General features: G+C 38.6%; 25 protein-coding genes and 2 tRNA genes. 2 read left to right on the forward strand and 25 right to left on the reverse strand.

Annotated features, from left to right (window positions below):
• Positions 1-262: 262 nt before the first annotated feature.
• The 17 genes from lysS to spoIIE all read right to left on the reverse strand — a co-directional run bounded on the left by lysS (position 263) and on the right by spoIIE (position 17,885).
• The gene (gene lysS, locus CKJ95_RS11060) at positions 263-1,753 is read right to left on the reverse strand and encodes a lysine--tRNA ligase (protein WP_180271479.1); all 1,491 of its coding nucleotides are present in this window, start codon (positions 1,751-1,753) and stop codon (positions 263-265) included.
• Positions 1,754-1,897: 144 nt separating this feature from the next.
• Positions 1,898-2,899 carry a tRNA dihydrouridine synthase DusB gene (gene dusB / locus CKJ95_RS11065; RefSeq protein WP_099353491.1) on the reverse strand — a complete coding sequence of 334 codons (1,002 nt, stop codon included), beginning with the start codon at positions 2,897-2,899 and terminating at the stop codon, positions 1,898-1,900.
• 33 nt (positions 2,900-2,932) lie between these two features.
• Positions 2,933-3,145 (reverse strand): helix-turn-helix domain-containing protein, encoded by a 213-nt coding sequence (locus CKJ95_RS11070; protein WP_099353492.1) that lies wholly within the window; start codon positions 3,143-3,145, stop codon positions 2,933-2,935.
• Positions 3,097-3,621, reverse strand: coding sequence for a 2-amino-4-hydroxy-6-hydroxymethyldihydropteridine diphosphokinase (gene folK / locus CKJ95_RS11075; RefSeq protein WP_099353493.1), 525 nt, complete (start codon positions 3,619-3,621; stop codon positions 3,097-3,099). The genes CKJ95_RS11070 and folK overlap by 49 nt, the downstream gene beginning before the upstream one ends.
• Positions 3,621-3,983, reverse strand: a complete 363-nt coding sequence (gene folB, locus CKJ95_RS11080) for a dihydroneopterin aldolase (protein ID WP_099353494.1) — start codon at positions 3,981-3,983, stop codon at positions 3,621-3,623. The genes folK and folB overlap by 1 nt, the downstream gene beginning before the upstream one ends.
• A gap of 5 nt (positions 3,984-3,988) precedes the next feature.
• On the reverse strand, positions 3,989-4,831 hold the full coding sequence (gene folP, locus CKJ95_RS11085) for a dihydropteroate synthase (RefSeq protein ID WP_099353495.1): 843 nt from the start codon (positions 4,829-4,831) through the stop codon (positions 3,989-3,991).
• Between the two features lie 87 nt (positions 4,832-4,918).
• Positions 4,919-5,515 (reverse strand): aminodeoxychorismate/anthranilate synthase component II, encoded by a 597-nt coding sequence (pabA, locus tag CKJ95_RS11090; RefSeq protein WP_099353496.1) that lies wholly within the window; start codon positions 5,513-5,515, stop codon positions 4,919-4,921.
• A gap of 181 nt (positions 5,516-5,696) precedes the next feature.
• Positions 5,697-6,626 (reverse strand): cysteine synthase A, encoded by a 930-nt coding sequence (gene cysK / locus CKJ95_RS11095; RefSeq protein ID WP_099353497.1) that lies wholly within the window; start codon positions 6,624-6,626, stop codon positions 5,697-5,699.
• 111 nt (positions 6,627-6,737) lie between these two features.
• The gene (locus CKJ95_RS11100; protein WP_099353498.1) at positions 6,738-7,649 is read right to left on the reverse strand and encodes a peptidyl-prolyl cis-trans isomerase; all 912 of its coding nucleotides are present in this window, start codon (positions 7,647-7,649) and stop codon (positions 6,738-6,740) included.
• A gap of 19 nt (positions 7,650-7,668) precedes the next feature.
• Positions 7,669-8,547 carry an Hsp33 family molecular chaperone HslO gene (gene hslO, locus CKJ95_RS11105; RefSeq protein ID WP_099353499.1) on the reverse strand — a complete coding sequence of 293 codons (879 nt, stop codon included), beginning with the start codon at positions 8,545-8,547 and terminating at the stop codon, positions 7,669-7,671.
• 35 nt (positions 8,548-8,582) lie between these two features.
• The gene (locus tag CKJ95_RS11110; protein ID WP_099353500.1) at positions 8,583-9,359 is read right to left on the reverse strand and encodes a type III pantothenate kinase; all 777 of its coding nucleotides are present in this window, start codon (positions 9,357-9,359) and stop codon (positions 8,583-8,585) included.
• Positions 9,360-9,502: 143 nt separating this feature from the next.
• Entirely contained in the window at positions 9,503-11,443 is a 1,941-nt protein-coding gene (ftsH, locus tag CKJ95_RS11115; protein ID WP_099353501.1) for an ATP-dependent zinc metalloprotease FtsH, read from the reverse strand.
• Between the two features lie 128 nt (positions 11,444-11,571).
• A complete protein-coding gene (gene hpt, locus CKJ95_RS11120; RefSeq protein WP_099353502.1) occupies positions 11,572-12,111 on the reverse strand; it encodes a hypoxanthine phosphoribosyltransferase in 540 nt (179 codons plus the stop codon).
• Positions 12,112-12,130: 19 nt separating this feature from the next.
• A complete protein-coding gene (tilS, locus tag CKJ95_RS11125) occupies positions 12,131-13,522 on the reverse strand; it encodes a tRNA lysidine(34) synthetase TilS (protein ID WP_099353503.1) in 1,392 nt (463 codons plus the stop codon).
• A 63-nt stretch (positions 13,523-13,585) separates the two neighbouring features.
• The gene (locus tag CKJ95_RS11130; RefSeq protein WP_099353504.1) at positions 13,586-14,614 is read right to left on the reverse strand and encodes a protein kinase domain-containing protein; all 1,029 of its coding nucleotides are present in this window, start codon (positions 14,612-14,614) and stop codon (positions 13,586-13,588) included.
• Complete coding sequence (locus tag CKJ95_RS11135) at positions 14,580-15,320, reverse strand: vWA domain-containing protein (protein WP_099353505.1); 741 nt, start codon at positions 15,318-15,320, stop codon at positions 14,580-14,582. Before CKJ95_RS11135 ends, CKJ95_RS11130 begins: the two co-directional genes overlap by 35 nt.
• Before the next feature lie 78 nt (positions 15,321-15,398).
• Entirely contained in the window at positions 15,399-17,885 is a 2,487-nt protein-coding gene (gene spoIIE, locus CKJ95_RS11140) for a stage II sporulation protein E (protein WP_099353506.1), read from the reverse strand.
• 508 nt (positions 17,886-18,393) lie between these two features.
• Here spoIIE and CKJ95_RS11145 point away from each other — a divergent pair.
• Positions 18,394-18,470: transfer RNA gene (locus tag CKJ95_RS11145), tRNA-Met, on the forward strand.
• 9 nt (positions 18,471-18,479) lie between these two features.
• A tRNA-Glu gene (locus CKJ95_RS11150) sits at positions 18,480-18,551 on the forward strand.
• A gap of 157 nt (positions 18,552-18,708) precedes the next feature.
• Here CKJ95_RS11150 and CKJ95_RS11155 read toward each other — a convergent pair.
• The 8 genes from CKJ95_RS11155 to spoVT all read right to left on the reverse strand — a co-directional run bounded on the left by CKJ95_RS11155 (position 18,709) and on the right by spoVT (position 24,666).
• On the reverse strand, positions 18,709-19,137 hold the full coding sequence (locus tag CKJ95_RS11155; protein ID WP_099353507.1) for a S1 domain-containing RNA-binding protein: 429 nt from the start codon (positions 19,135-19,137) through the stop codon (positions 18,709-18,711).
• An 80-nt stretch (positions 19,138-19,217) separates the two neighbouring features.
• Entirely contained in the window at positions 19,218-19,592 is a 375-nt protein-coding gene (locus CKJ95_RS11160; RefSeq protein WP_099353508.1) for an FtsB family cell division protein, read from the reverse strand.
• A 15-nt stretch (positions 19,593-19,607) separates the two neighbouring features.
• A complete protein-coding gene (gene yabQ, locus CKJ95_RS11165; RefSeq protein ID WP_099353509.1) occupies positions 19,608-20,243 on the reverse strand; it encodes a spore cortex biosynthesis protein YabQ in 636 nt (211 codons plus the stop codon).
• A complete protein-coding gene (yabP, locus tag CKJ95_RS11170; protein ID WP_099353510.1) occupies positions 20,240-20,545 on the reverse strand; it encodes a sporulation protein YabP in 306 nt (101 codons plus the stop codon). The genes yabQ and yabP overlap by 4 nt, the downstream gene beginning before the upstream one ends.
• Before the next feature lie 112 nt (positions 20,546-20,657).
• On the reverse strand, positions 20,658-20,918 hold the full coding sequence (locus CKJ95_RS11175; protein ID WP_099353511.1) for an RNA-binding S4 domain-containing protein: 261 nt from the start codon (positions 20,916-20,918) through the stop codon (positions 20,658-20,660).
• Positions 20,919-20,932: 14 nt separating this feature from the next.
• Positions 20,933-22,381: a nucleoside triphosphate pyrophosphohydrolase gene (gene mazG, locus CKJ95_RS11180; protein ID WP_099353512.1), complete on the reverse strand. Its 1,449-nt coding sequence runs from the start codon at positions 22,379-22,381 to the stop codon at positions 20,933-20,935.
• Complete coding sequence (locus tag CKJ95_RS11185; RefSeq protein WP_099353513.1) at positions 22,378-24,003, reverse strand: putative polysaccharide biosynthesis protein; 1,626 nt, start codon at positions 24,001-24,003, stop codon at positions 22,378-22,380. The genes mazG and CKJ95_RS11185 overlap by 4 nt, the downstream gene beginning before the upstream one ends.
• Before the next feature lie 126 nt (positions 24,004-24,129).
• Positions 24,130-24,666, reverse strand: a complete 537-nt coding sequence (gene spoVT, locus CKJ95_RS11190) for a stage V sporulation protein T (protein ID WP_099353514.1) — start codon at positions 24,664-24,666, stop codon at positions 24,130-24,132.
• Positions 24,667-24,718: the final 52 nt, after the last annotated feature.

The raw sequence follows: 24,718 nt of genomic DNA on the forward strand, positions 1-24,718 counted from the left end.
GTGTTCAGTTTTCAAAGAACTTTTTAGAAGTTTTGCTATCGTTGCTCTCTTGAAGCAACTTTATTATAATATCATTTATAATTTTGATAGTCAACAACTTTTTTTATCTTTTTTTATTTCAACACCGCATCTCGGCGGCAGATTTATAATATACCACCTCTGAACTTTTAAGGCAAGCCTTTTTGATAAAAAAATTATACTAATAAAGTTTTTCGATTGATTCCATAAAAAAATAGAGTGGAAATCCACTCTATCACTCAAATTACTTATGACGCATTTGCGGGAATAGTAATACATCCCTTATTGAAGGAGAATTCGTTAATAGCATAACGAGTCTATCTATACCAATTCCTAATCCACCTGTTGGAGGTAATCCATATTCTAATGCTTCTACGAAATCTTCATCCATCATATGAGCTTCGTCATTTCCTTGCTCTCTTTCTTTCAGCTGAGCTTCAAACCTTTGACGTTGATCAATCGGATCATTTAATTCTGTAAAGGCATTAGCATGTTCTCTAGCAACAATGAATAGCTCGAAACGATCTGTGAATCTAGGATCTTCAGGATTCTTCTTCGCTAATGGCGAAATCTCTACTGGATGTCCATAGATGAATGTTGGTTGGATGAGCTTCTCTTCGATTTTTTGTTCAAAAAACTCGTTAACAATATGACCGTACTGCATATTGTCGTTGATTTCAACATTATGTTCCTTTGCAAGCTGCCTTGCTTCTTCTACACTCATTTCCTTCCAGAAATCTACGCCTACATATTCTTTAATAGCATCTACCATGTGGAGTCGTTTCCACTCTGGTTTTAAGTCTATTTCATATTCACCATAGGTTACAGTTGTAGTTCCTAGTACCTCTTGGGCAATATGAGCAACTAAGTTTTCCGTTAAGCTCATGATGTCTTTATAGTCTGCATAAGCTTCATATAGTTCAATCATTGTGAATTCAGGGTTATGGCGTGTTGAAATACCTTCATTACGGAATACTCGACCGATTTCATATACTTTTTCTAAACCACCAACGATAAGGCGCTTTAGGTGTAACTCAATCGCAATACGCATATATAATGGGATATCTAACGCATTGTGATGAGTAATGAACGGTTTTGCCGATGCTCCACCAGGGATTGAATGCATCATTGGTGTTTCAACTTCCAGGTAACCATGGTCGTCCAGATAGCGTCTCATTGCTCGGATGATTTTACTACGTGTAATAAACGTTTCTTTGCTTTCCGGGCTCATGATTAAGTCTAAATAGCGTTGACGATAGCGCTGCTCTACGTCCTTTAGACCATGGAACTTATCTGGTAGTGGACGTAACGCTTTAGATAAAAGTTCAAATGAAGTGACTTTTATAGAAAGTTCCCCTACTTTTGTTTTGAAGACTGTACCTGTTACTCCGACAATATCACCTAGGTCAGCAATATTAAATATCTCATATTGTTCTTCCCCAACTGCATCTAGACGTACATATAGTTGGATTTGACTAGTTAAATCTTGGATATGGGTGAATCCAGCTTTCCCTTTACCACGCTTTGTCATAATACGACCAGCAATGGTAACCGCGATTTCTTTTTCATCTAATTGCTCTTTTGTAAATCCATCGTATAGATCGATTAACTCACGGGTGCTATGCGTTCTTTCGAATCTCTTACCGAAAGGGTCTACTCCCATTTCACGCAATGTATGTAGCTTTTCTCTTCTGACAATCAATTGGTCATTTAACTCCTCATGATTCATTTCCATCAACTCCTATTTTGTCACTCATCTATGAAAAACCGTAAATATATAACTTGTCCTATTCCAATATAAACGTAAAGCAGAAAAACTGCCAGTAATTAACTGGCAGTGGGTTGCTTACGGGTATTATAGAGTAGGGAACTATTGATGTCAAACAACCTTTGCATTGTTTTCTTGCTTTTTTTCTACTTCTTCAACGAAGCTTTGTAAAGCTGATACTAATTCATTTCGTGTATTGCAGTTGTTGACATCATTACGAACGATTGCATTTCCGCGGATTCCTTTTAGATACCACGCAGCATGCTTTCTGAATTCCCTTACCGCAATGTTTTCATTCTTCAAGTCAATTAAACGATCTAAATGAAGAATCGATACATCAATTTTTTCCCTTACGCTTGGTTCTTCAGTTAGTTCACCAGTTTCTAAATATTTGACTGTTTGATAAATCATCCATGGGTTTCCAAGTGCTGCACGGCCAATCATTACACCGTCACAGCCGGTTTCATCAAGCATACGTCTTGCATCCTGTGGTGTTTTAACATCTCCATTTCCGATAACAGGGATGTTTACCGATTCTTTTACTTGTTTAATAATATCCCAGTTCGCAAACCCTTCGTACATTTGAACACGAGTTCTTCCATGCATGGCCACTGCTTGACCACCAGCACGTTCTACCGCCTGAGCATTTTGAATGGCAAAAATATGGTCTTCATCCCAGCCCATCCGCATTTTTACGGTAACCGGTTTGTCAACTGCATCAACTACCGCTGAAACCATCTCATAAATCTTATTAGGATCTAATAGCCACTTTGCGCCAGCATCACATTTCGTAATTTTTGGTACAGGGCATCCCATGTTAATATCAATAATATCGGCTGTTGTGTTTTTATCAACAAACTTAGCCGCTTCAACTAATGTTTCTTTTTCTCCTCCAAAAATTTGAAGGCTAAGAGGCTTTTCACGTTCATCTATATAAAGCATTCCCATTGTTCTAGCATTTTTATAGAGGATTGCTTTATCACTTACCATTTCCGCACAAACTAATCCTGCACCAAATTCCTTAACTGTTAGACGGAATGCAGAGTTACACACCCCAGCCATCGGTGCAAGAACAACTTGGTTCTTCATTTCGATATTGCCTATCTTTAACACGGTATCCCTCCTTCCTTCTATTTCTATAACTATTTAATCAACCTCTTTTGGACGTAAGTCATCAAGTGGTACTTTTAGTATATCTGCAACCTCTTGTAAAAATATCTTGCTAGGCATCCGTGTTCCCCGCTCTACTTCTCCAACAAGAGACACCGATACCCCGAGGTCTTTTGCCAAGCTCTCTTGGGTATACCCTTTTAATTTCCGAAAAGCACGAATACGTCTTCCCCATTTCTCCGCTTCCATATACGCACACCTTCTCTGTCTTGTAATTCGTCTAGTAGTAAGGATATTGGTTTCGTTACCGCTGGAATATCTACATCCTGGTCTATTTCAGCTAACGGCACCAGAACAAAGGCTCGCTCTGTCATTCGGGGGTGGGGAACAATAAGACGCTCTGTTTCAATATTTTCTTGATTAAACAGCAAAATGTCAAGGTCGAGTGTTCGAGGTCCCCACCTTATTTTCCTTTCCCTGCCAGATTCAAGCTCAATACTCTGCAAAACTTCTAGTAAATCCAATGGTTGTAAATTGGTATTTACTTTAATTACCATATTTAAAAATTGGTCTTGATCCTCATAACCAACGGGATCTGTTTCATAAATTGAAGAAAAACCAATAATATCTATATCTTTTTCTTGAATGGCCTGTAATGCTGAATGTAAATAGGATTCCCTGTTACCTATATTTGTACCTAAGGCGATATAAGCTGTATTATTCACTATTGTCGACTCCTTGTGATCTCTACCGCTACTGATTGAAGCTGTCCTGGTATTGGAGGGTCAGGCTTAATTACTTTTATTGTGCAGATAGAGACCAACGGAAAATGAGCTAAAATATCGGTAGCCATTTTTTCAGCTACTGCCTCAAGCAATTTGTACGGCTTTCCCTCAACAATTTCCTTACATAGGTTGTAAAGCTCCCCATAGTGAACCGAGTAATTTAAATTATCCGTTTCACCCGCTTGTTTAACGTCCACTTCTACCATGAGGTCCACGAAAAAACGTTGGCCAAGCTTTGTTTCTTCCGGGAAAACACCATGATAGCCATAAAATTGCATTTGGTTCACATAGATTTTATCCATTTTCGTTATTCCCCTTTACCGACAAGGACATCCATCATTTTAGCAAGTCTAGCATTCACCCTCACATTGTGTACACGGACTATATCACAGCCCTTTTGGATACCAAGGCAAGTCGTTGCACCAGTTGCTTCATCACGTTCCTTTGGTGGCAAATCAAAAATTTTCCCAATAAAGGACTTCCTTGAAGTTCCTAGTAGTATTGGATAACCTAGGTCAGAAAACTTGTCTAGTTGACGAATCGTTTCAATATTTCCTTCAAAAGTTTTTGCAAAGCCTACTCCCGGGTCTATGATAATATTCTCGTCCTTCACACCCGCAGCTTTTACAATTTCAATGCATTCTTTTAAATCAACGATCATATCATCAATAAGATTCTTATAGTCTTTATTGTCTCGGTTATGCATGAGAATAATCGGGACTTGATAGGTTGCCGCCACTTCTGCCATTTTAGGGTCTGCTTTTGCCCCCCAAATATCATTAATAATATGTGCTCCAGCTTCAATTGCCTGCTTTGCTACTTCAGACTTGTAGGTATCAATCGAAATAGGTACATGAACTTCCTTTACCAACGCCTTAATGATTGGAACCACTCTAGCAATCTCTTCTTCATCAGAAATTATTTCATGTCCAGGCCTTGTCGATTCACCACCAACATCAATAATATCTGCACCATTGTCGACCATTTCTTTTGCGTGCCGAATAGCGGCATCTAGGTCAGTATAGGAACCACCATCTGAAAATGAATCAGGTGTGATATTTAGAATTCCCATGATCATTGTTTTTTTCGAAAAGTCTAATTGATAAGGACCACATGTTAGTGTTGGTCTGCTTGCTCTGCTTTGGCCCATTGCTCAAACTCCTTTGTTATTCGTTTATATAATATAAGCCTGTTTTGAAAATGGAATATATGTACTTAAAACAGGCACTCTGTTTTTTTAGTTTGTTCCTACTTCACTTTTATTACTGATGAATTGTTTAATTACATTTTCAATCAGTTGCTTCCCAGGATTAGTCATTATGGACTCTGGATGAAATTGGACACCCTCGATTGGATACTCCTTGTGACGGATTGCCATGATTTCACCCTCTGCTGTTTCAGCTGATATTTCAAAACACGCAGGAATTGTTTCCTTTTTTACGATTAGGGAATGATATCGAGTAGCTGTAAAAGGCTGCTCAAGTCCTGAAAAGATAGTTTTACCATCATGTATAATTTCAGATGTTTTACCATGCATAAGTCTTTGGGCTTTAATTACATCTCCACCAAACGATTGGGCAATCGATTGATGACCAAGGCAAACACCAAAAATCGGTATACGCCCTGCAAAATGAGAGATTGTCTCAAGACTAATTCCAGCCTCATTCGGCGTACAAGGCCCAGGGGAAATCATGATTAAATCGGGGGATAAATCCTCTATTTCCTGGACTGTGATTTCATCGTTTCTTTTGACGATGATCTCTTCTCCTAATTCTCCCACATACTGCACTAAATTAAATGTAAACGAGTCATAATTATCAATCATTACGATCATCTTAGCTCACCTCATACTCTTATTTTTTTAAAACTCTACTTCACTCAGCTCTATGCTTACATCTATAGATCGTCTATTTTTATATTTTACATGATATACGATTACTGGTACACCATCTAATTGAAAAAAGAGTCTTATCCTATTAGGATAGACTCTTTTATACATTGACAAACGTCTATAATTATTGCTCATCAAATTGATAAAGAACTGTACTTAAGTAACGTTCACCATTATCTGGAACAACTGCAAGTACTTTTTTGCCTTTACCTAATTTTTTAGCAACTTGAAGTGCAGCAAAGATAGCAGCGCCAGAAGAGATACCTACAAGGAATCCTTCCTCTTGACCTGTACGGCGTGCATATTCGATTGCTTCTTCGTTTTTAACTGTAAATACTTCATCATATACTTCAGTATTTAAAACGCTCGGTACAAAGTTTGCACCAATTCCCTGGATTTTGTGAGGACCCGGTTTTCCACCAGAAAGAATGGCAGAGTCAGCTGGCTCTACTGCAACAATACGTATGTTTGGATAGTTCTCTTTTAAGACCATACCTGCTCCAGTAATTGTTCCACCTGTACCAATACCCGATACAAACGCATCTAATTGGTCACCCATCTGTTCAACAATTTCTTTACCAGTCGTTAAACGGTGAATTTCAGGGTTTGCTTCATTATCAAATTGTTGTGCCATGAAATAGCCATGTTCTTTAACAAGCTCTTCTGCCTTGTTAACAGCGCCTTTCATTCCTTCAGAACCTGGTGTTAAAACAAGCTCCGCTCCATATGCACGTAAAAGGTTACGACGCTCCATACTCATTGTATCTGGCATTACAAGGATTGCCTTTAAACCTTTAGCAGCTGCAACCATTGCTAAACCGATACCAGTGTTTCCACTAGTTGGCTCAATAATTGTGTCACCAGGTTTTAATTCCCCTTTTTTCTCTGCTGCTTCAATCATCGCTAAAGCGATTCTATCTTTTACACTGCTACCTGGGTTAAAGAACTCAAGCTTCACATAAACATCAGCACTATCTTCATCAACTAAGTGGTTAAGCTTTACAACTGGTGTTTGACCGATTAACTCATAGATTGAATTTGCTACTCTTGTCATGATTCCACCCTCAATCCCTACTATTTTTATTGGTTTTATCTACAATTTAACAACTTCACCCATAAAAGTCAATGAATTTACCACTTGCAGGTTGTGACTTTTTTCTGAATATTAGTGCTGTTTTTCATAGAACCACTTCACATCAAGTTCTTTCCAAAATGGCTCTACAGAGATCGTTCCATTCATCTGATCAATTGCAATTTGGCGTTTGATTTGATCTTTTACATCTTCATAGGAATAGGTTACTTCATCAATTACCTCATGAAGGATAACCACCGCATAACCATTCTCTACTTGAATCGGTTGACTCCACTCATTTGGATTCAGATTCTCAGCAACTTCTAGATAGTTGTCTGGCGCGTACCCATTTTCCGCATTTACATATCCAAGTTCACCGCCACGATTTGCTGAAAACTCGTCAATTGATTTCTCCATTGCAAGCGCTGAAAAGCTCGAACCATTTTTTAATTCATCCAGTACCTGTTCCGCCGTTTCTTTTGTTTTCACAACAATATGGGAAAGGTGGTACGATTTTGGAATTTCATATAAATGCTTATTTTCCTTATAAAAATGTTTCATTTCCTCCTCAGAAATAACAGCATCCTTTGTTAATAACTCTTCTAATAAAATGCTTAACTCAATTTGTTCCTTCCAATGCTCGTCATTTATTTTTTCATGGTCAATCGTGTTATACATCGTCTTTATTAATGTTAACTCACGATCAATTGCATCTTCAGATAAGGTGATCTGATGCTTTTCCGCCAATTGACGAACTACTTCTTCATCAATCATTTCTTCTAAAATTTGTTTCCCGTATCGACCTTCAAGTTCATTTAACCATTGTTGTCGTGTTATGGTTATTTCCCCAATTGTCGCAACTACTTCTTCTTCACCGCTTGCGACAACAGCTTTTGATGCCTTAACCGTTTTTTCCTCTGGTTTAGCTGCTGTAAAGTAAACAATCGACAGACAGTTTGTGATAACGAGAGCAGCAATAATTGACCACAAAATCTTTTGATTCATCTTCCCATCTCCCATTACCTTACTTTGCTTGGTTTTTTAATTCTATTAACTCATCTTTTGAAAAATGATACTTTTCATTACAAAAATGACATTGTGCCTCCGCTTTACCATCTTCTTCAATCATTGCCTCGATTTCATCTGTGCCAAGACTGATAATTGCACGTTCAATTCGTTCTTTTGAGCAAGGGCAGACAAAGGATACTGGCATCTTATCAAGAATTTTAAGGTGTTCATTGCCAATAATCTCTGCTAAGATGTCCTCTGGTGTAAGTCCTTTTTCAATCATTTTTGAGATTGGTTCTATTTCTTGTAGTCTTTTTTCAATTCGAGAAATGGTAACCTCATCAGTACCTGGCATAAGCTGAATGAGGAAGCCTCCAGCAGCTAAGATTGAATTATCTGGGTTTACTAAAACCCCTACTCCAACCGATGAAGGAGTCTGCTCAGAAGTAACGAGATAATAGGTAAAATCCTCTCCTAATTCTCCTGAAACAATTGGAACTTGACCTGAAAATTGTTCCCTCATGCCTACATCCTTAACAACTGTTAACGTACCATCTGTTCCAACAGCTCTTCTTACATCGAGTTTCCCATGCTCATTAAGGTCAAAATGCGTTTGTGGATTTGTTACATATCCTCTCACTTCACCTTTCGCATTTGTATCGACAAGGATAATTCCAATTGGTCCTCCACCCTCAACTTTGATTGTCAGCTTGACTTCACCCTTTAGGGTGGCTCCTAACATAACACCTGCTGTCATCGTTCTTCCAAGTGCAGCAGACGCAGTTGGCCATGTATAATGGCGTCTTTGTGCCTCAGCAACTGTTTCTGTTGAATCTATCGCATATGCGCGAACCTGTCCATTATAGGCTAATGCCTTAATCAAATAATCACTCATTGTTTTTCTCCTTTTCATGTTGTTCGTTGATGTTATCAGCCTTTTGCTTCCGTATTGCGTTGATGGATAAGCTGCAAGCCTTTTAATGTTAAAAATGGGTCAACCTCATCAATCGCATTCGATTCAGCAGCAATTAGTGCAGCTAGTCCACCGGTCGCAATTACTTTTAGTTTTTCAATCGCCTGTGCTTTAATGCGGGCTACTATACCTTCAACCTGACCAACGTAACCAAATAATATACCTGCTTGCATCGCACTTACTGTGTTTCTTCCAATCACACCTTCTGGACGGGCAATTTCAATTCTTGGCAACTTAGCAGCCCTTGAATATAAAGCCTCTGTTGAAATGGCTATTCCTGGCGCAATCGCACCACCCATGTATTGGTTCTTTTCATTTATGTAGCAGTAAGTTGTGGCTGTACCAAAATCAACAATGATGAGCGGACTTCCATATAAATGAATGCCTGCAACAGCATTGACGATCCTGTCAGCACCCACTTCCTTCGGGTTATCATATTTTATGTTTAGGCCTGTCTTAATACCTGGTCCCACCACCATTGGCTTTATACCAAAATACTTTAGGCACATTCGTTCCAAAGCAAACATAATAGGTGGAACGACAGATGACATGATAATGCCCTTAATATCTTTGAAGGTTAATCCTTCATGTTCTAATAATGACTTGATAACAAGTCCATATTCATCTTCTGTTTTGTTTCGACTTGTTTCAATTCTCCAATGATGCTTTAATACATTATTTTCAAATACCCCTAAAACCATATTCGTGTTTCCTACATCAAAAACAAAAATCATGAAGTACCCCCAACATATAACGTATGACTTTGCAAACATCATACCACACCTGCTTTTTAGTATTCCACAATTAACTTTACTCAGTCGGGGGGTTACATGAATACAAAAAGGTGTCTACAATTTCGTTGTAGACACCTCTTACTTTACTCTTCTTTATTCTTGTTTTCGCCTTCAGTTACTTCATTATCTTTTTTAGAATTAATTGTAACTTTTACATCTTCTTTCGGTTTGTCTGCTTCTTCAAGCGCTACTGGTCGGTCAGGTAATTTACCTTCTTCGAATAAGCTCTTAATTTGGGCAGCATCTAAAGTTTCAACCTCAAGTAATGTCTCTGCGATAAGCTTAAGTTTATCTTGATTTTCTGTAAGGATTTGACGAGCCTTCTCGTAGCTTTCCTTAATGAAGCGTTGAATCTCAAGATCAATCTCGTGTGCAATAGCATCACTATAGTTTTGCTCATTGTGGATATCGCGTCCTAAGAACACTTGACCACCCTGCGCTTGACCAAATTGAAGAGGTCCTAATTTTTCACTCATTCCATATTCGGTAACCATTTTACGAGCAATACCTGTAGCACGTTGGAAATCGTTATGAGCACCTGTACTCACTTCTCCAAATGTAATTTCTTCTGCTACACGACCACCCAATAGACCTGTGATTTTATCCAACAATTCAGGTTTTGTCATGAAGTAACGGTCTTCCTTAGGAAGCATTACTGCATAACCGCCGGCTTGACCACGAGGCACGATCGTTACCTTGTGAACCATATCCGCTTCATCAAGTACCATTCCAATAACGGTATGACCCGCTTCGTGGAACGCTACGATATTGCGTTCTTTTTTCGAAATAACACGGTTCTTTTTCGCTGGACCTGCAATTACGCGGTCTGATGCTTCATCAAGATCCGTCATATCAATTTTCTTCTTGTTTTGTCGAGCGGCAACGAGTGCTGCTTCATTAAGTAAGTTTTCTAGGTCTGCACCTGAGAATCCTGGAGTTCTTGCAGCGATAGCTTTTAGATCCACAGATTCATCAAAAGGCTTATTACGAGCATGAACTCGTAAAACCGCTTCTCTTCCTTTAACATCAGGACGGTCAACTGTAATTTGACGGTCAAAGCGTCCTGGACGTAGAAGGGCAGGATCTAGAATGTCTGGGCGGTTTGTTGCTGCAACGATGATGATACCTTCGTTTGCACCGAATCCGTCCATCTCAACTAGCAATTGGTTTAAGGTTTGCTCACGCTCATCATGACCGCCACCAAGACCTGCACCACGCTGACGTCCAACTGCATCAATTTCATCTATAAAAATGATACATGGCGCATTTTTCTTAGCATTTTCAAATAAGTCACGTACACGTGAAGCACCAACCCCTACGAACATTTCAACGAAATCTGAACCACTGATAGAGAAGAACGGAACTCCCGCTTCACCAGCAGCCGCACGGGCAAGCAATGTTTTACCTGTTCCAGGAGGTCCAACAAGGAGGATCCCTTTTGGAATTCTTGCACCTAGATCAGCAAATTTGCGTGGGTCCTTCAAAAACTCAACTACTTCAATAAGCTCTTGCTTCTCTTCGTCCGCACCTGCAACATCTTTAAATCTAACTTTTTTCTTTTCTTCGCTATATAACTTCGCTTTACTCTTACCGAAGTTCATAACCCTACTGCCGCCGCCTTGGGCTTGGTTAAGTAGGAAGAAGAATAAAATAAAGATGATAACAAATGGGATAATCGAAGTAAAGAAGGTTACCCAACCACTTGTTTCCTTCGCTTTAAGGATATCTACGTCTGCGTTCTTCGCAGCTTCATAAATCCGATCTACTTCTTTTTGGCTTCCGATAATATTTGTTACAAAATATTGATCCTCTTTGTAGCCATTTAATTGGCCTCTTACTTCAAAGACGCCTCTTTCGGGTTGTACCGTGATATTTTTTACATCTCCAGTTTCGAGATGTTCAACAAACTTTCCATATTTCATCACTTCAGGCTGGCCATTGGCTCCTTGGAAGAAGCTAACCACTCCGATTATGACTAAAAATATGAGTAAATAGAATATGACGTTTCTAAAAATCCGATTCATCCCTTACCTCCTCCCGCGGTGAACAAACTATAGTAAATAGTATCATAGATAATAATTGCTATTCAAATGATTTACGTTTAACCTGCCAATAGGTTTCAAAAAAGTATAAGTTTTTCCACAAAAAGAACTTATTTTGAATAGACCTCAGGTTTTAAAACTCCGATATACGGCAGATTGCGGTATTTCTCAGCATAGTCGAGACCGTAACCAACAACAAACTCATCGGGAACAATAAACCCAACATAGTCTGCATTAATATCGGCCTTTCTTCCAGTAGGCTTATCCAAAAGTGTAACAATTTTAATGGATTTCGCCTTGCGATAACGGAATAATTCAACGATATAACTTAGTGTTAGACCACTATCGATAATATCTTCAATTACTAGGATATCTCTTCCCTCCACAGAAGTATCCAAGTCCTTGATGATTTTTACCTCACCAGAAGATACGGTTGAGTTTCCGTAGCTTGACACATCCATAAAATCCATTTCTAAGTATGTATCTACCCTTTTTAACAGATCGCCCATAAAAGGCATAGCTCCTTTTAGTATGCCAATGGCTAAAGGAAATTTATCCTTATAGTCCTCTGTTAAAGTATTACCTAATTCTTTGATTTTTTGCTGTAATTCTTCCTCTGAAAATAAAACCTTCTCAATATCCTGCTTCATTCTTTAAAGCCCCCTAAAATCATTGCGTGTATTGTAGTACGATATAGTGTGATTTTGTTTTACATGTTGCTTCATGTGATGACTTTTTCAATCCTGGAAGCCACAAAATCTCTCCTTGTTCATCCTCGACGATCGGCCAGAGGTTACGCCGGTGAATGGGTATTTTTTCATCGATGAAGATATCCTTCACTTTTTTAGAACCATTCATTCCTTTTAGCGTCATTTTATCTCCGTTTTTTCGCGTACGGACATAAATGGGCAATTGGATATTGTCTGGATCGATGACGAAACAGTCATTTCCGACCAAGCTTCTAGGATAGTTCCTCCACACTTGACTCTTTATCTCACTACCATCTTCAAGTTTATAAAGCCCAGGTTGATCAATCTGGAATCGATAGGGGCTTACGCTATCCTTATAATCCGTATAAGTATATGTACAACTATCATAAGATTTTACAATTCGTAACCCCGAAGGAAAATGCAATTCTCCGGATGGATGGTTATTCTCCAAGAAGATTAACAAATTGTCGATATGTATGGCAGAAAGAGAAGGAGGAAGTTCTTTGTAGAGATAGTTTAATATTAGTTGAATCCCTCTTCTTTGTAAAGATTTTGGCATTGCTAAAAAGGTAGATATTTCAATCTCTATTTCGTTACCTTCATTCCTTTTCATTACTTTATTCATTTTCTCACTTGTTAATTCATCTAAAACCTGATTATCCTCTGTGATGTATTGACTAAATCGCAAAAAATGTTCATGCACCGCAGGATTTTCCTGCTTTAAAAATGGAAGAACATGATGTCTAAATCGGTTTCGTACATAGTCGTCTTTTTCATTTGAGGGATCGCGTCTTGGCATAAGATTCATTTCGAGGCAATACTCTTCAATTTCAGCTCTTGTTACTGCTAAAAATGGACGAATAATTGCTCCACATGAAAACGGTCGGCTTATTTGTATACCTGCATACCCAATTCCTTTACTGCCTCTTACCAATCTCATTAATATCGTTTCAACCTGATCATCCCCATGATGTCCAAGTGCTAAATGATCTGCTTTATATTTTTCCATCAATTCATTAAAAAAATGATACCGTATTTCTCTAGCTGCTACCTGGGAACTTAAACTATGTTTCTTTTTATAGGATGTGACATCGAATTGGATTGATTCAAAAGGAATTTGATACTCCTCACAAAATCCCTTTACGTACAGTAAATCCTCCTCTGATTCTTTCCCTCTGAACATATGGTCAACATGGGCAGCAATAAGAGTGGAATATGAACCTTTTTGATGATGATACAAATAATGCAATAAAGCAAGGGAATCCGGGCCACCGGATACCCCTACTATTATTGTTGAGTCCTTCTTAATTAATTCATGTTTCTCAATAAACTGGTTTACTTTTTCAATCATTGTCGGACCAATCCTTTTTAGGAACTAAAGAATACGTTAATCGTATCACTTTCCAAAACATTTTTACAGAACTTGTCCATACAGATAAAGTAGATACCCGAGTGATACAAAGAGAAGCAACAATACCGTTTCAAGAACGCCGCCCTTTTGTTTTTGGGGCTTCGGTTGTTTATTTACCCTTGATAGATTTGGACTGGATTGTTTACTTCTTGTTGGTTTCGTCTTCGTTTGTGGCCTTCGTGCTGCCCGTGTCTTTTGGACAGAAGGTTGATCCTTACTAACTTGGCTTAACTTCATGACTAGATCTTTTCTCATGTCTTGCGCACGCAGATATTTTCCATCAATCGCTTGATAAAGGACGGTATCTATTTTTCGTAAAGACTCCGTATTGGCAATAATTGATTTCAGTTGTTTTACTGGTTGGTCTGTTCTAGTAAACCGGTTCGGATAGGCCGTATTTATCATAATCATCGCAACTGCAAATAAATCATATGACGGTTCTGCCTTTCTCGAGCCCGCTCCCCAATATCCACGGTCAAAAAACTCGGTAAACTCCTTAATAGCTCTACCTTGCACAGTCGTTCCACCCACATCAATACATCGTATTTTAGGAGGATTTCCAGCAATAAGTAGATTATCAGGTTTTAAGTCGCCGAAAACCCACCCTTCCTGATGGAGTCGGTCTAAATCAGCTAGTAACTGCAAACATAGGATTCCAGTCCATTCTTTTCCTCTTTTTTCAATGAAAGACAAAAAGCTTTCTCCACGAATATATTCCATAACATAAAAGGAGATTGGGCTAGTGACACCCGGTCTAATCCAATCATCTACATCTATAAAAGAAGGTCCAAGGGCAGAGCCTTGGACCTTTGAAAAGTGTTTAAGTACATTCACCTCTGACGTAATTGTCACGCCATTTTCACTTATTTTTAAAGCCACAGGGCCATTCATGCTTTCCGCTAAATATACAATACCATTGGCGCCTTGTCCTAAAGGTCTCACTATACGATATGATTTTTTATGCCATTTTCCAGTGATAACAGTACCAGGGGAAACCTTACATACCTGACTCTTCGTAGTATTGTTCATCATCACGAGACAACAAGCTCCTTAATGATCTTTTTTTCTTGAAGTGGGTAAGTGCTTCACGAATCGCTGGACCAGTTGGCGTGATTCCACCGGTTGTTAGCTTTGGAAAAATACTAGATAAGGATTCTAGTCTTGGCGTCCAATCTAATACCCTTTCGACTTCGACTTTTTTCCCAGGAAATACAAACACTGAAAATTGATTGTCTCCCATTCTCGAATTTAGACTAATAGAGAGATCTAGTAAGGCTTCTTTTACTGTTGGCAACTTGTGCTTCATACTTGCACTCGTATCCACTAATACTAAAACCTCTAAATCAACCGTTTCACCAAGCTCATCAACTACCTCCATTACTTCTCCACGTTTTTCTGGCGGAAGGTCCTCCATTGATGTCTTAGATCCAAGGATTTGCTGAAGCTCCTTGTTGACCACCCCTTGTAGGGTTTGGGTCATCGCTTGTTTAGTCACCATTTGAACAGTTTGTGATAACTGAGTGGAATAGACAATTTGGCTCACGCCTCCACCTGCAGTTGCCATGCCTTCTATTTCCTGCATTCCTTGTTCATCAATCGTATCCTGCTCTACTACCCCAATAACATTAATCGTAATTCCTTGCTCTCTAGCAAGAGCGGCCATTGCAATCGGATCTTCCCCTTGGTTAGAACAACCATCCGTAATTAATAGAATTTGCTTCAATGTGCCTTTTTGCACGTTCCATCCCCTCCAACTGATTTAAAGTTAGTTACAGGATGGACAAAATAATAGTCTTTTAAACCCCTTTCGATAGAATCAAATCGCCTTACTCTTTGTTTTCTGGTATGCATACGTAGGGATCGCTGCCCATTTTGGTGTATTATGTTTAATCTTTGTCACAACAATCGTCATATCATCTTCAATTTGACCTGATCTTGTGCGGATTACCTCCTCCATAATCAAATCTGCAATCTCTTGCGGATCATTCGTTTGGATTTCTTTTATCTTGCGTTTCATCCACATATCGTGATTTTCAACATGCTTTGGACCCTCAAAAATGCCATCACTCATCATGATTAATAGGTCACCAGCCTTTAATTGTTCATCAACTACCTCCACTTCGAAGTCCTCAATGATTCCCATTGGTAGATTACTTGCCTGTATTTTACTAATTTTGTCTCCTCTCTTTATATAGCTTGGCGTCGAACCAATTTTTAAGAACTTTGCACTTGCGTCTTGTAGATCTATAACTGCTAAATCTAGTGTTGAGAATATCTCATCTGTTGTTCGTAAATTGAGTATTGAGTTGACTGATTTAATCGCAACTTTCTCTTCTATACCAGATTGGAGGATTTTCTTTAATAACTCCAAGGTTTCGTTGCTTTCGTAATGAGCACGTTCACCATTGCCCATTCCATCACTGATGGCAACCGCATGCTTTCCTACCCCTAATTCAATAGTCGAATAGCTGTCGCCCGATACAAGTCCACCACCCTTGGCAGCGTGGGCAACACCTGTATCAATAACATAAGCCTTTGCCGAGCCTAGGGTTACGTGACAATATCCGTTTGGATAAACTGAGCATTCCTCCCTTTTTACGAGAATTGTTTCTTCAAGGATATCGGATAGCATTGGTGCAATTAATTTTTCACACTCCCCACTTCCATTGCAATATGGAATACTTAATTCGATATCTACATTTCCTTGTTCAACACTATATATTTCTACATGTCCTATTTGAATTCCAAATGACTGTAATGCATCGAGTATTTGCTCTTCTAACAAATGATGGTTTTCACCCTCGCGTTGAATTTCCTTGGCAAAATCACTCATGACCTGAGAGACACCTAATAATTGGTCGGCTACTAGTTTTCTACTCTCCTTTACTTGTTTCTTAAGCTTTTGATTTGCTTGATAATACGTAAATTCCTGTTCGACCGCTTCAATTACTTTTTTCGATCGTACACAATGCTTTTCCCAGTCTCTCGTAAGCTTGTGATTATATATGAGAGAATTTGTTTCGCAACCATGCATAATATCTTTCATGTAATCATATGTTTTATTAAAGTTCTTGGACCAGCACGCCTCCTTTTTGAAACACGATTGGCACGTTTTTTCCGTTACATTACTTAGAAATAGATCGACTTCACGGTCCTTATCCTCATCATCAACGGGATATCCGTATTCTGAAAAACTATTAGATAATGCTTCAAACACAGTTGAAAATTGCGAAACGCGATGTGCTGTTACATCACGAATTTTACGAAGGTACTGCTGTTGTTCTGCACTATGCTCAGGTGTACCTGGAATATTCTTTGCCACTTTGCTAATTAGACTTTTAGGCGTCAGTAAAAATAGAAGAATCGCAACACCAGATTCATATAAAGTAGGAATAATTTGACTCGCACCTTCTCCGTAAAGGCCAATTAAGAGCGTTCCTACAATTAATCCAAGTGCCACTCCAGCTTTTTTTCCTTCTTTTAAGAGGCCACCTAGCAAACCTGAAAAAGCGAGAAGACTCATTTGGTACAAGCTCGTGACATTAGCTAGGCTTAAAATTAGACCGCTTACAACCCCTACGGTTGAACCAATGGTCGCTCCTGCTACAAAGGCAAACAAGAGGACGACATACCTTGAAAGTATATTTGAAATGGACATCTCATATACGAGCCAGCCCATTGTTCCTGTTAACACAGAGGCAATTAGGATAATCAAACAAATGACTTCTTCCGTTTTAAACGATTGTCTCCTTCGTTTCTCTGTTAATAATGGTACGCTTTGAAGAAATATTAAGGTTAATATAAAGGCGAGGCCCGAACCAACACCGACCATTACCCCATCGTGTATTGTAATTGTACCTTGTGTAAGATAAAGAATTCCCACCTTAGTTAATGCAGATGAAATTAACACAAGTGTTGGCAATGCTTTAATTAAATCAACCTTAAACCGCTGAAGAACCTTATAGATTACAAGAAAAAAGACAATCGATAGAAATGTAAAAATAGTCACATCAGCTGAAAGGGTAAACGATCCCGCGATAACAGCTGCCATCGCTATTCCTGCCTTCCCCTTTTTCATCATAAAGACCGCTGCGAAAAACGGTAATGCGAAGGGGGTTAATTCATTCAGGATAAGAGCTCGTCCTAATAAAAACCCGACAACTACTAGTAAAAGCCCTTTTAGTAGAAATAGATTTATAAGTTTGGCTTGAAAACGCTGAAACCATTTAGACACAGTATCCTGCGTTTTTTCAATGGCTACATCTGTGATGGGCGCACTTAGATTCCTCTCTATTCTTTCCATTTACAAACACTCCCCGTATTTAATAGTTGTCTGTTATTATACAGTTGCAGAGATACGTATTTTGTCAAAACAACAAGAGCGAAAAGAAAAAACATTCGACTGCTTGTCCAGTATTCCTACAAAATAAATGTCATATGACGAATTATAGGATTGTAATTTAATCCGTTTGCGGAGAATTTCATAGAATATCGTTTGCATTGTGCGAATTTTTGTATTATTTTCCTTTAATACAAAAAATATTGACGAATGAATAGACAGAAGGTATTATATAACTTGTGCTTACTTACTAGAGTTCGAGACAGAGTTTGTCGAACCTATGTATTTTATATATACTTGCACTCATTTATCCATGGCGGTGTAGCTCAGCTGGCTAGAGCGACGAGCAAAACTTCCATGAATCATCTGCGAGTTGTTCCGACGCATCAATCATCCTCGAATTTTCTAGAAGAGGAAGGAACACATTAACTTTAATTTAGAAAATATACTAATTCAGTACTCATTTATCCATGGCGGTGTAGCTCAGCTGGCTAGAGCGTACGGTTCATACCCGTGAGGTCGGGGGTTCGATCCCCTCCGCCGCTACCATAATATTTAGGCCCGTTGGTCAAGCGGTTAAGACACCGCCCTTTCACGGCGGTAACACGGGTTCGAATCCCGTACGGGTCATCTAAAAACAGTGTGAGACTTTCACACTGTTTTTTTGTTTTTATTTTATATGTCGAATGGCAGCATTTCTGATAAGCTCTATTTCCTTAAAAAACGGCATACAAAAAGCACCCAAGTTGGGTGCTTTTAAATTTATATATAGAGCTACAGCAGCAGGTTATCCTCTTCTCGCTCCACGTCCACCTCGTTTTGACTCGGTGTTACGCTTTAAGGAAGATAGACGATCTTCACTGTCTTTTAGAAAGCGATTCATTTTTTGTTCAAAGCTTTCAGTTTTAATGTTATTACGTTGGTCATTTCGGTTATTACGTGGACCATTGTGACGCGGACGCTGTGGTTGTGGATTCGGATTCTCTTTAGCCTTTTTAATAGATAATCCAATCTTTCCATCTTTCTCAACATTTATTACCTTGACCTCTACTTGGTCACCAACTTTTAAATGCTCATTAATGTCTTTAACATAATTGTCAGCGACTTCACTAATATGGACAAGACCAGTCGAGCCCTCTGGCAGCTCCACAAACGCTCCAAAATTCGTAATCCCTGTTACCTTCCCTTGAACCTTGCTGCCTACTTCGATTGACATAAAAAAAATGCTCCTCCTTAAATTTGAACAAAATCATTTATATACATTATACATAATATAAAAAACGAGTGTCAATAAGACTAAGACCCATCTCCCACTTTAAAGATAATTTCTCCTTCCTTAGATAGAAAATAATCCCTGCGAATTATTTTTTCGATATACTCATCATTGTTGAGTTTTACGACTTCCTCTTCAAGAAGTACTTGCTCATCTTTTAGTGTGGTGAGTTGCTCTTGTAGTTTTTCCTTCTCAGCAACTTTTTCATCCATTGTCTTATGTTGTGACATAACCATTGAAACAAGCCCATAAGAAATGATTGCAACTAAAATGGCAAATGCAATCAATCTTCTAATCAAGCCTTTTCGTTTCACTTGAAGGGCTTCTTCTTGCTGTTTATATTTTTCCATATACGTTGATTGTAATTGTGTTACATTTTTCTTTCGAACTGCACTCATTGTAGAGAATGCCTCCTATTGTTTCCTAATCTTCTTCCACCATTTTATCAGTATAGGTTTGATATTCTCTACCTTTTTTAAAAATCCTGCACATTTCCAAAAAATCTTTTCTACATTTTTCGTAAAGGCGGACGGTAACAGCTTCCATATGATGATTCCAATCCACTTGATAGGTGCAAAACAGATTTTGATTAATATCCAACAGGTTTTCAAGAGAATTCTCCCGAAAACGAGTAAGACATTCAAGATCCCCAACAGAATGACGATAATGAGCTGATACAGCATTTTAATCGGTCGAACGATGAGGAGTTCACCCGTGCGAAGTAAAAACTCATAAAGACGTATGAAAGCTTGAATGATGTGTTCTAGTGCTTTAACATAAAATGACTTTATTAAACTTTGGTAAGCGGCGAATCCACATAATATCGCGATAAACACATAAAATCGCAGTTCGCCCTCATTTACTAGTAAAAGTGTATAAAAGAACAATAGGCCTTGTACAATCCAAAATAAAATGTCATTGATAAAAACAAAGAAATATTTTCGTCTCGAACGGTTTAAAAAACGTTGGTACGTATCAAGAGAGGCCCCTAGCCAACCTCCCATACAAATCATTGCAAGCAATGTATAGAACTGGGTTGACAGGGTCATCTAAATAACTTGCTAAAGAATCCTTTAGCCTTCTCCGTGGAATGATCGTCCAAATAACTAATGTCATAGACTCTTCCTTTGATTGACACAATGCCTTTTTCCACATCTAGATTCTTCATTTGCAGGTTTTGGCCACGAATTGCTAGGAAACCCATAACAGTTTCAAGCAAAAATTCCTCATTGTCAAAGCTTTCCACTTGCTTTACACCTGTTATGTCAAGAAGCTTACGACTTCTCATAATTACATCATGCTCTTGTACGGTTCCTTTATTCGGTGGCGTTCCATCGTAGTATTGGTTCATCTTTTAACCCCCACATTCATACTTAAGTGATCAAAATAACCACTTGTTTAATAGTAAAATGTATGAGAATGTGGGTCAGTTTAGAACAAGCCTTAGGTAGATTATCAAATGTTTACGCTTCTACTTTTTCCTCTTTCACTACGGAATAAAGCTTATTTGCATCTTCTTTTTTTGTTGTTTCTTGTAGATCTTCGATTTTCACAGTTACTATTTTTTGACCAAAACGAATCCTTAACTCATCGCCTATTTTCACATTGCTACTTGCCTTTGCAGCTATTCCATTAATAAGGATTCTGCCTTGATCTGCTACCTCTTTTGCTAACGTGCGTCGTTTGATTAGCCGAGAAACTTTTAAAAATTTATCCAAACGCATGATTTCACCTCTTTCTATAATCCCTTTTGTTTTGCCACTTCCCAGATTGCATCAAGTTCTTCAAGGGTTTGCTCTTCTATCTTTAACCCTCGTTTTCTTAGTTCTATTTCTATGAATTGAAAACGTCTTACGAACTTTTGATTCGTCATGGCAAGTGCTTCTTCTGGGTCAAATTTGTAAAATCTAGCTATATTAGCTAAAGCAAAAAGGATATCTCCGAATTCTTGAATGGCTTCTCCTTTTTGTTTTTCTTCTACCGCTGCCTTGTATTCATTTATTTCTTCAAAAACCTTATCCCACATTGGCTCGACGGCGTCCCAATCAAACCCAACCTTCGCTGCCTTTTTTTGATACTCGATAGCTTTCATTAGTCCTGGCAATCCTTTTGTAATCTCATCAAATATGGACTTTTCTTCCTTGATACTGCCTTTTTCCGATTGTTTGATTTGCTCCCAATTTGTCACAACTTCATCTGCAGTTTCTGCCGTTACATCGCCAAATACATGTGGATGCCTTCGAATCATCTTTTCTGAAATTCCACGAATAACATCATCAATGGTAAACATGCCTTCATCCTCACCGATTTGGGCGTGCAGTGCCACTTGGAGAAGTACATCTCCTAGTTCCTCTGCTAAATGGTCATCATCTTCACGATCGATTGCATCTAGTACCTCATAAGCCTCTTCTAGTAAATATTTCTTTAACGATTGATGAGTTTGTTTTTGATCCCACGGACATCCCCCAGGACCTCGCAAAGCGGCAATAATTCTTCTGAAAGTCCTGAAATCATGATAGAGAGATTCAGCTTCTTGAACCGGCGGAACATAGACGCTTGTCAGATTGTTCACCTCTACTCCTCGATCCAATTCATAAAGCGGAACTTTAGTGATTTTTTCTTCCTTACTACCCGCTGCTGTTACAATATATACTTCATACTCATCAGGCAATTGCTCCATTAGTGTTAATTTAACATTTGAAGCCATGTACTGATCATAGACCTGACAAATAATAATATGCTGTGATAGCTGTAATTCATCACTTTCAAAGGATAAAGCATCAATGAATTGAAACCCTTCAATTGGATCAATTCTTAATGAAGCCAATAAAGGGTCGATAAAGCTTTGGCCCCCCTCAATTTTCACTTGAAGATTTTGATCCTCAAGTAAAAGCTGAGTTGTCTTTTCTGCTACCATCGGGTGCCCAGGCACGGCATAAACAATTTCCTTTGTTTTCGCTTCTTTCCTTAGAATGTCGACTATTTCATCATATACATCCTCGAATTGATCATGTTTTTCATAAATGTCATCAAAGGAGCGATAACTAATTCCCTCAGCTTCTAATTCCTTTATAACAGGATGCTCCTTCGTTCGAAGATACAAATGTTCAGTAGCTAAAAGTTTACGATATATGCCTAATGGGAGCTGTGATAGGTCTCCAGCACCTAAGCCAATAACTGTTATCATGCTCTCTCTCCTCCTTTAATTAGCCTAATTAGAAAGGTTCCTTTTGATCCAATCGGGACTTCTGTAAGTTCTTCTTCAGAAAATACATTCCCTCTAAGAATAAAAAATAAATAGGTTAACCCTCCAATAAATACAGAGGACAATGCCTCAAAGCTAGCAAACATGCGACTTTCCCCTACTATTGGGAACAGCTTATGCAAACTCCATCGATAGCAAAAAATAACTAGCCCCATAGCTATCATTGCTAATAAGACATGATAAAGAAAGGTCCAGTTTTGTAGGGCACCAGGGAGTTTTCTTTTAACAATCGCCATATGTAGGGCAGATATTCCCCCAAAGGCAACGAAGGTTGCAACAGCTGCTCCAACTGTTCCGTATCCTGGAATTAATAACAGATTTAAAATCCATTTTACTAGCATTCCGATGATGACCACAATCGCTGGTAAGAATGGATGGCCAAGTCCTTGTAAAATAGCCGTAATCGATTGGGATAAGGTTGTAAATAAAATGGATAAACCGATAATCATGAGTATGTTTGTTCCCAGGTCATTACGAAATAACATGATATTTGTTGGTTCAAGTACACATGCAAGACCTACTGCCGCCCCAATTCCCACAACTATACTTAGACGAAACGTTAAGTCAACCTTTGCTTCAATAAAAGCTACATCGTTTCTGGCCTTTGCACTTGCAATTAATGGAACAAGCGATAATGCTAGTGATGTCGCCACCACAGTTCCAAGCTGAAGGAGTGGTTGGCCGCGGTCATAGATTCCTTTTGCTTGTTTAGCTGCTTCCTCCTCTATTCCCCCTGAAATCAATAAAGAGTAGACAGTGAAAGAATCAACCAACTGAAAAAGAATAAGTAACAAAGCGCTAATGCATATTGTCATCCCCTGGGTGAAAAGGATTTTGATAATTTCTATCGTTTTTATCGAAGCCTTTGAAAAGGGTCTCATCTGATGAGTCTTTTTTCTTTTAAGTAAGTAAAACAAGAGAACTGAAATAGCTGCAAAGCCGCCAGTTATTGAACCAAATATTGCTCCCGCTCCAGCCACATATGCTCCATACCCATAATCCAAAAGAAGAAATGACATGAATAAAATAGTTACGACACGAATTGATTGTTCAGTTACTTGTGAAACTGCGGTTGGTATCATATTTTTATGACCTTGAAAAAAGCCTCGAAAAACAGAAATAAAAGGCAAGAGTAAAAATGAAAATGAAATCACTTTTATAAGTGGTGTTAGTTTTTTGTCTCCCATCAAACCGGCAACGACTTCAGCACCCCAGTATAAAAAACTAAATAATAGTATTCCCATTCCTAATAACGTAAATAGGGTGATATATAATATCTTCAAGACAGATGCTTCATCATCTTGTTCTAATTTTTCTGCTAGAAGCTTTGATATAATCACCGGAAATCCATATGTAGAAAAAACAAGGACAATTCCGTAAATCGGATATGCCTGTTGATAAATATAAAAGCCGATATCCCCTGCAATATTTTGATACGGGATACGGTAGCCTGCACTAAGTATCTTGGTGATCAAACCGGCAATGGTAAGAACAAAAGCACCTTCCCAAATTCGCTTTGATCTCTCTTCGGATTGGACGTTCATCGCCCATCTCCTTCCAATCGAATAATTTCCAGTGTATTATAACATACTTCCCTAGACAATTACCCTTAACGGAAGAAAAGGCAGCTATAATAGCTACCTTTTCCATGGATAGAACATTTGTTTTTATTACTGTTCCATTTGTCTCGCAAGGAACCCAGCCGCCGTTTCGACGGCTTTTTGTTCTACTTCTCCGAGCGCTTTTTCTTTTGATAAAATGACAACAGCACCAATTGGGTCTCCGTTTGCAATAATCGGACCTATTGTATATGATGAGATTGTTTCGTCAGCACCCTCTACGATGGATACTTGGCGCTCTTCTGTTTCTAAAATAGAAGTTCTGTCTTCCATCGACTTTTCGATGAGTTCGCTTATGTTTTTATTTAAGTATTCTTTCTTGGAGCCTCCTGCAACCGCAATAAATGCATCTCGGTCACAAATAAGTACTTGGTGTCCTAAGCTATCAAAAAGTGCTTCCGCATACTCCTTGGCAAAATCGCTTAGCTCACTAATCGGAGAATATTTCTTTAAAATGACCTCTCCATCACGATCAACAAAAATCTCTAATGGGTCTCCCTCTCTAATACGTAGCGTTCTACGGATCTCTTTCGGGATAACTACTCGACCTAAATCATCAATTCGACGAACAATACCAGTTGCCTTCATTCTTATGATGCCTCACTTTCATCTGATGATTAAAGAATAGTGGTGATTGATG

The organism is Fredinandcohnia onubensis, from assembly GCF_002734285.1.
In the GTDB taxonomy this organism is placed as follows: domain Bacteria; phylum Bacillota; class Bacilli; order Bacillales; family Bacillaceae_L; genus Ferdinandcohnia; species Ferdinandcohnia onubensis_A.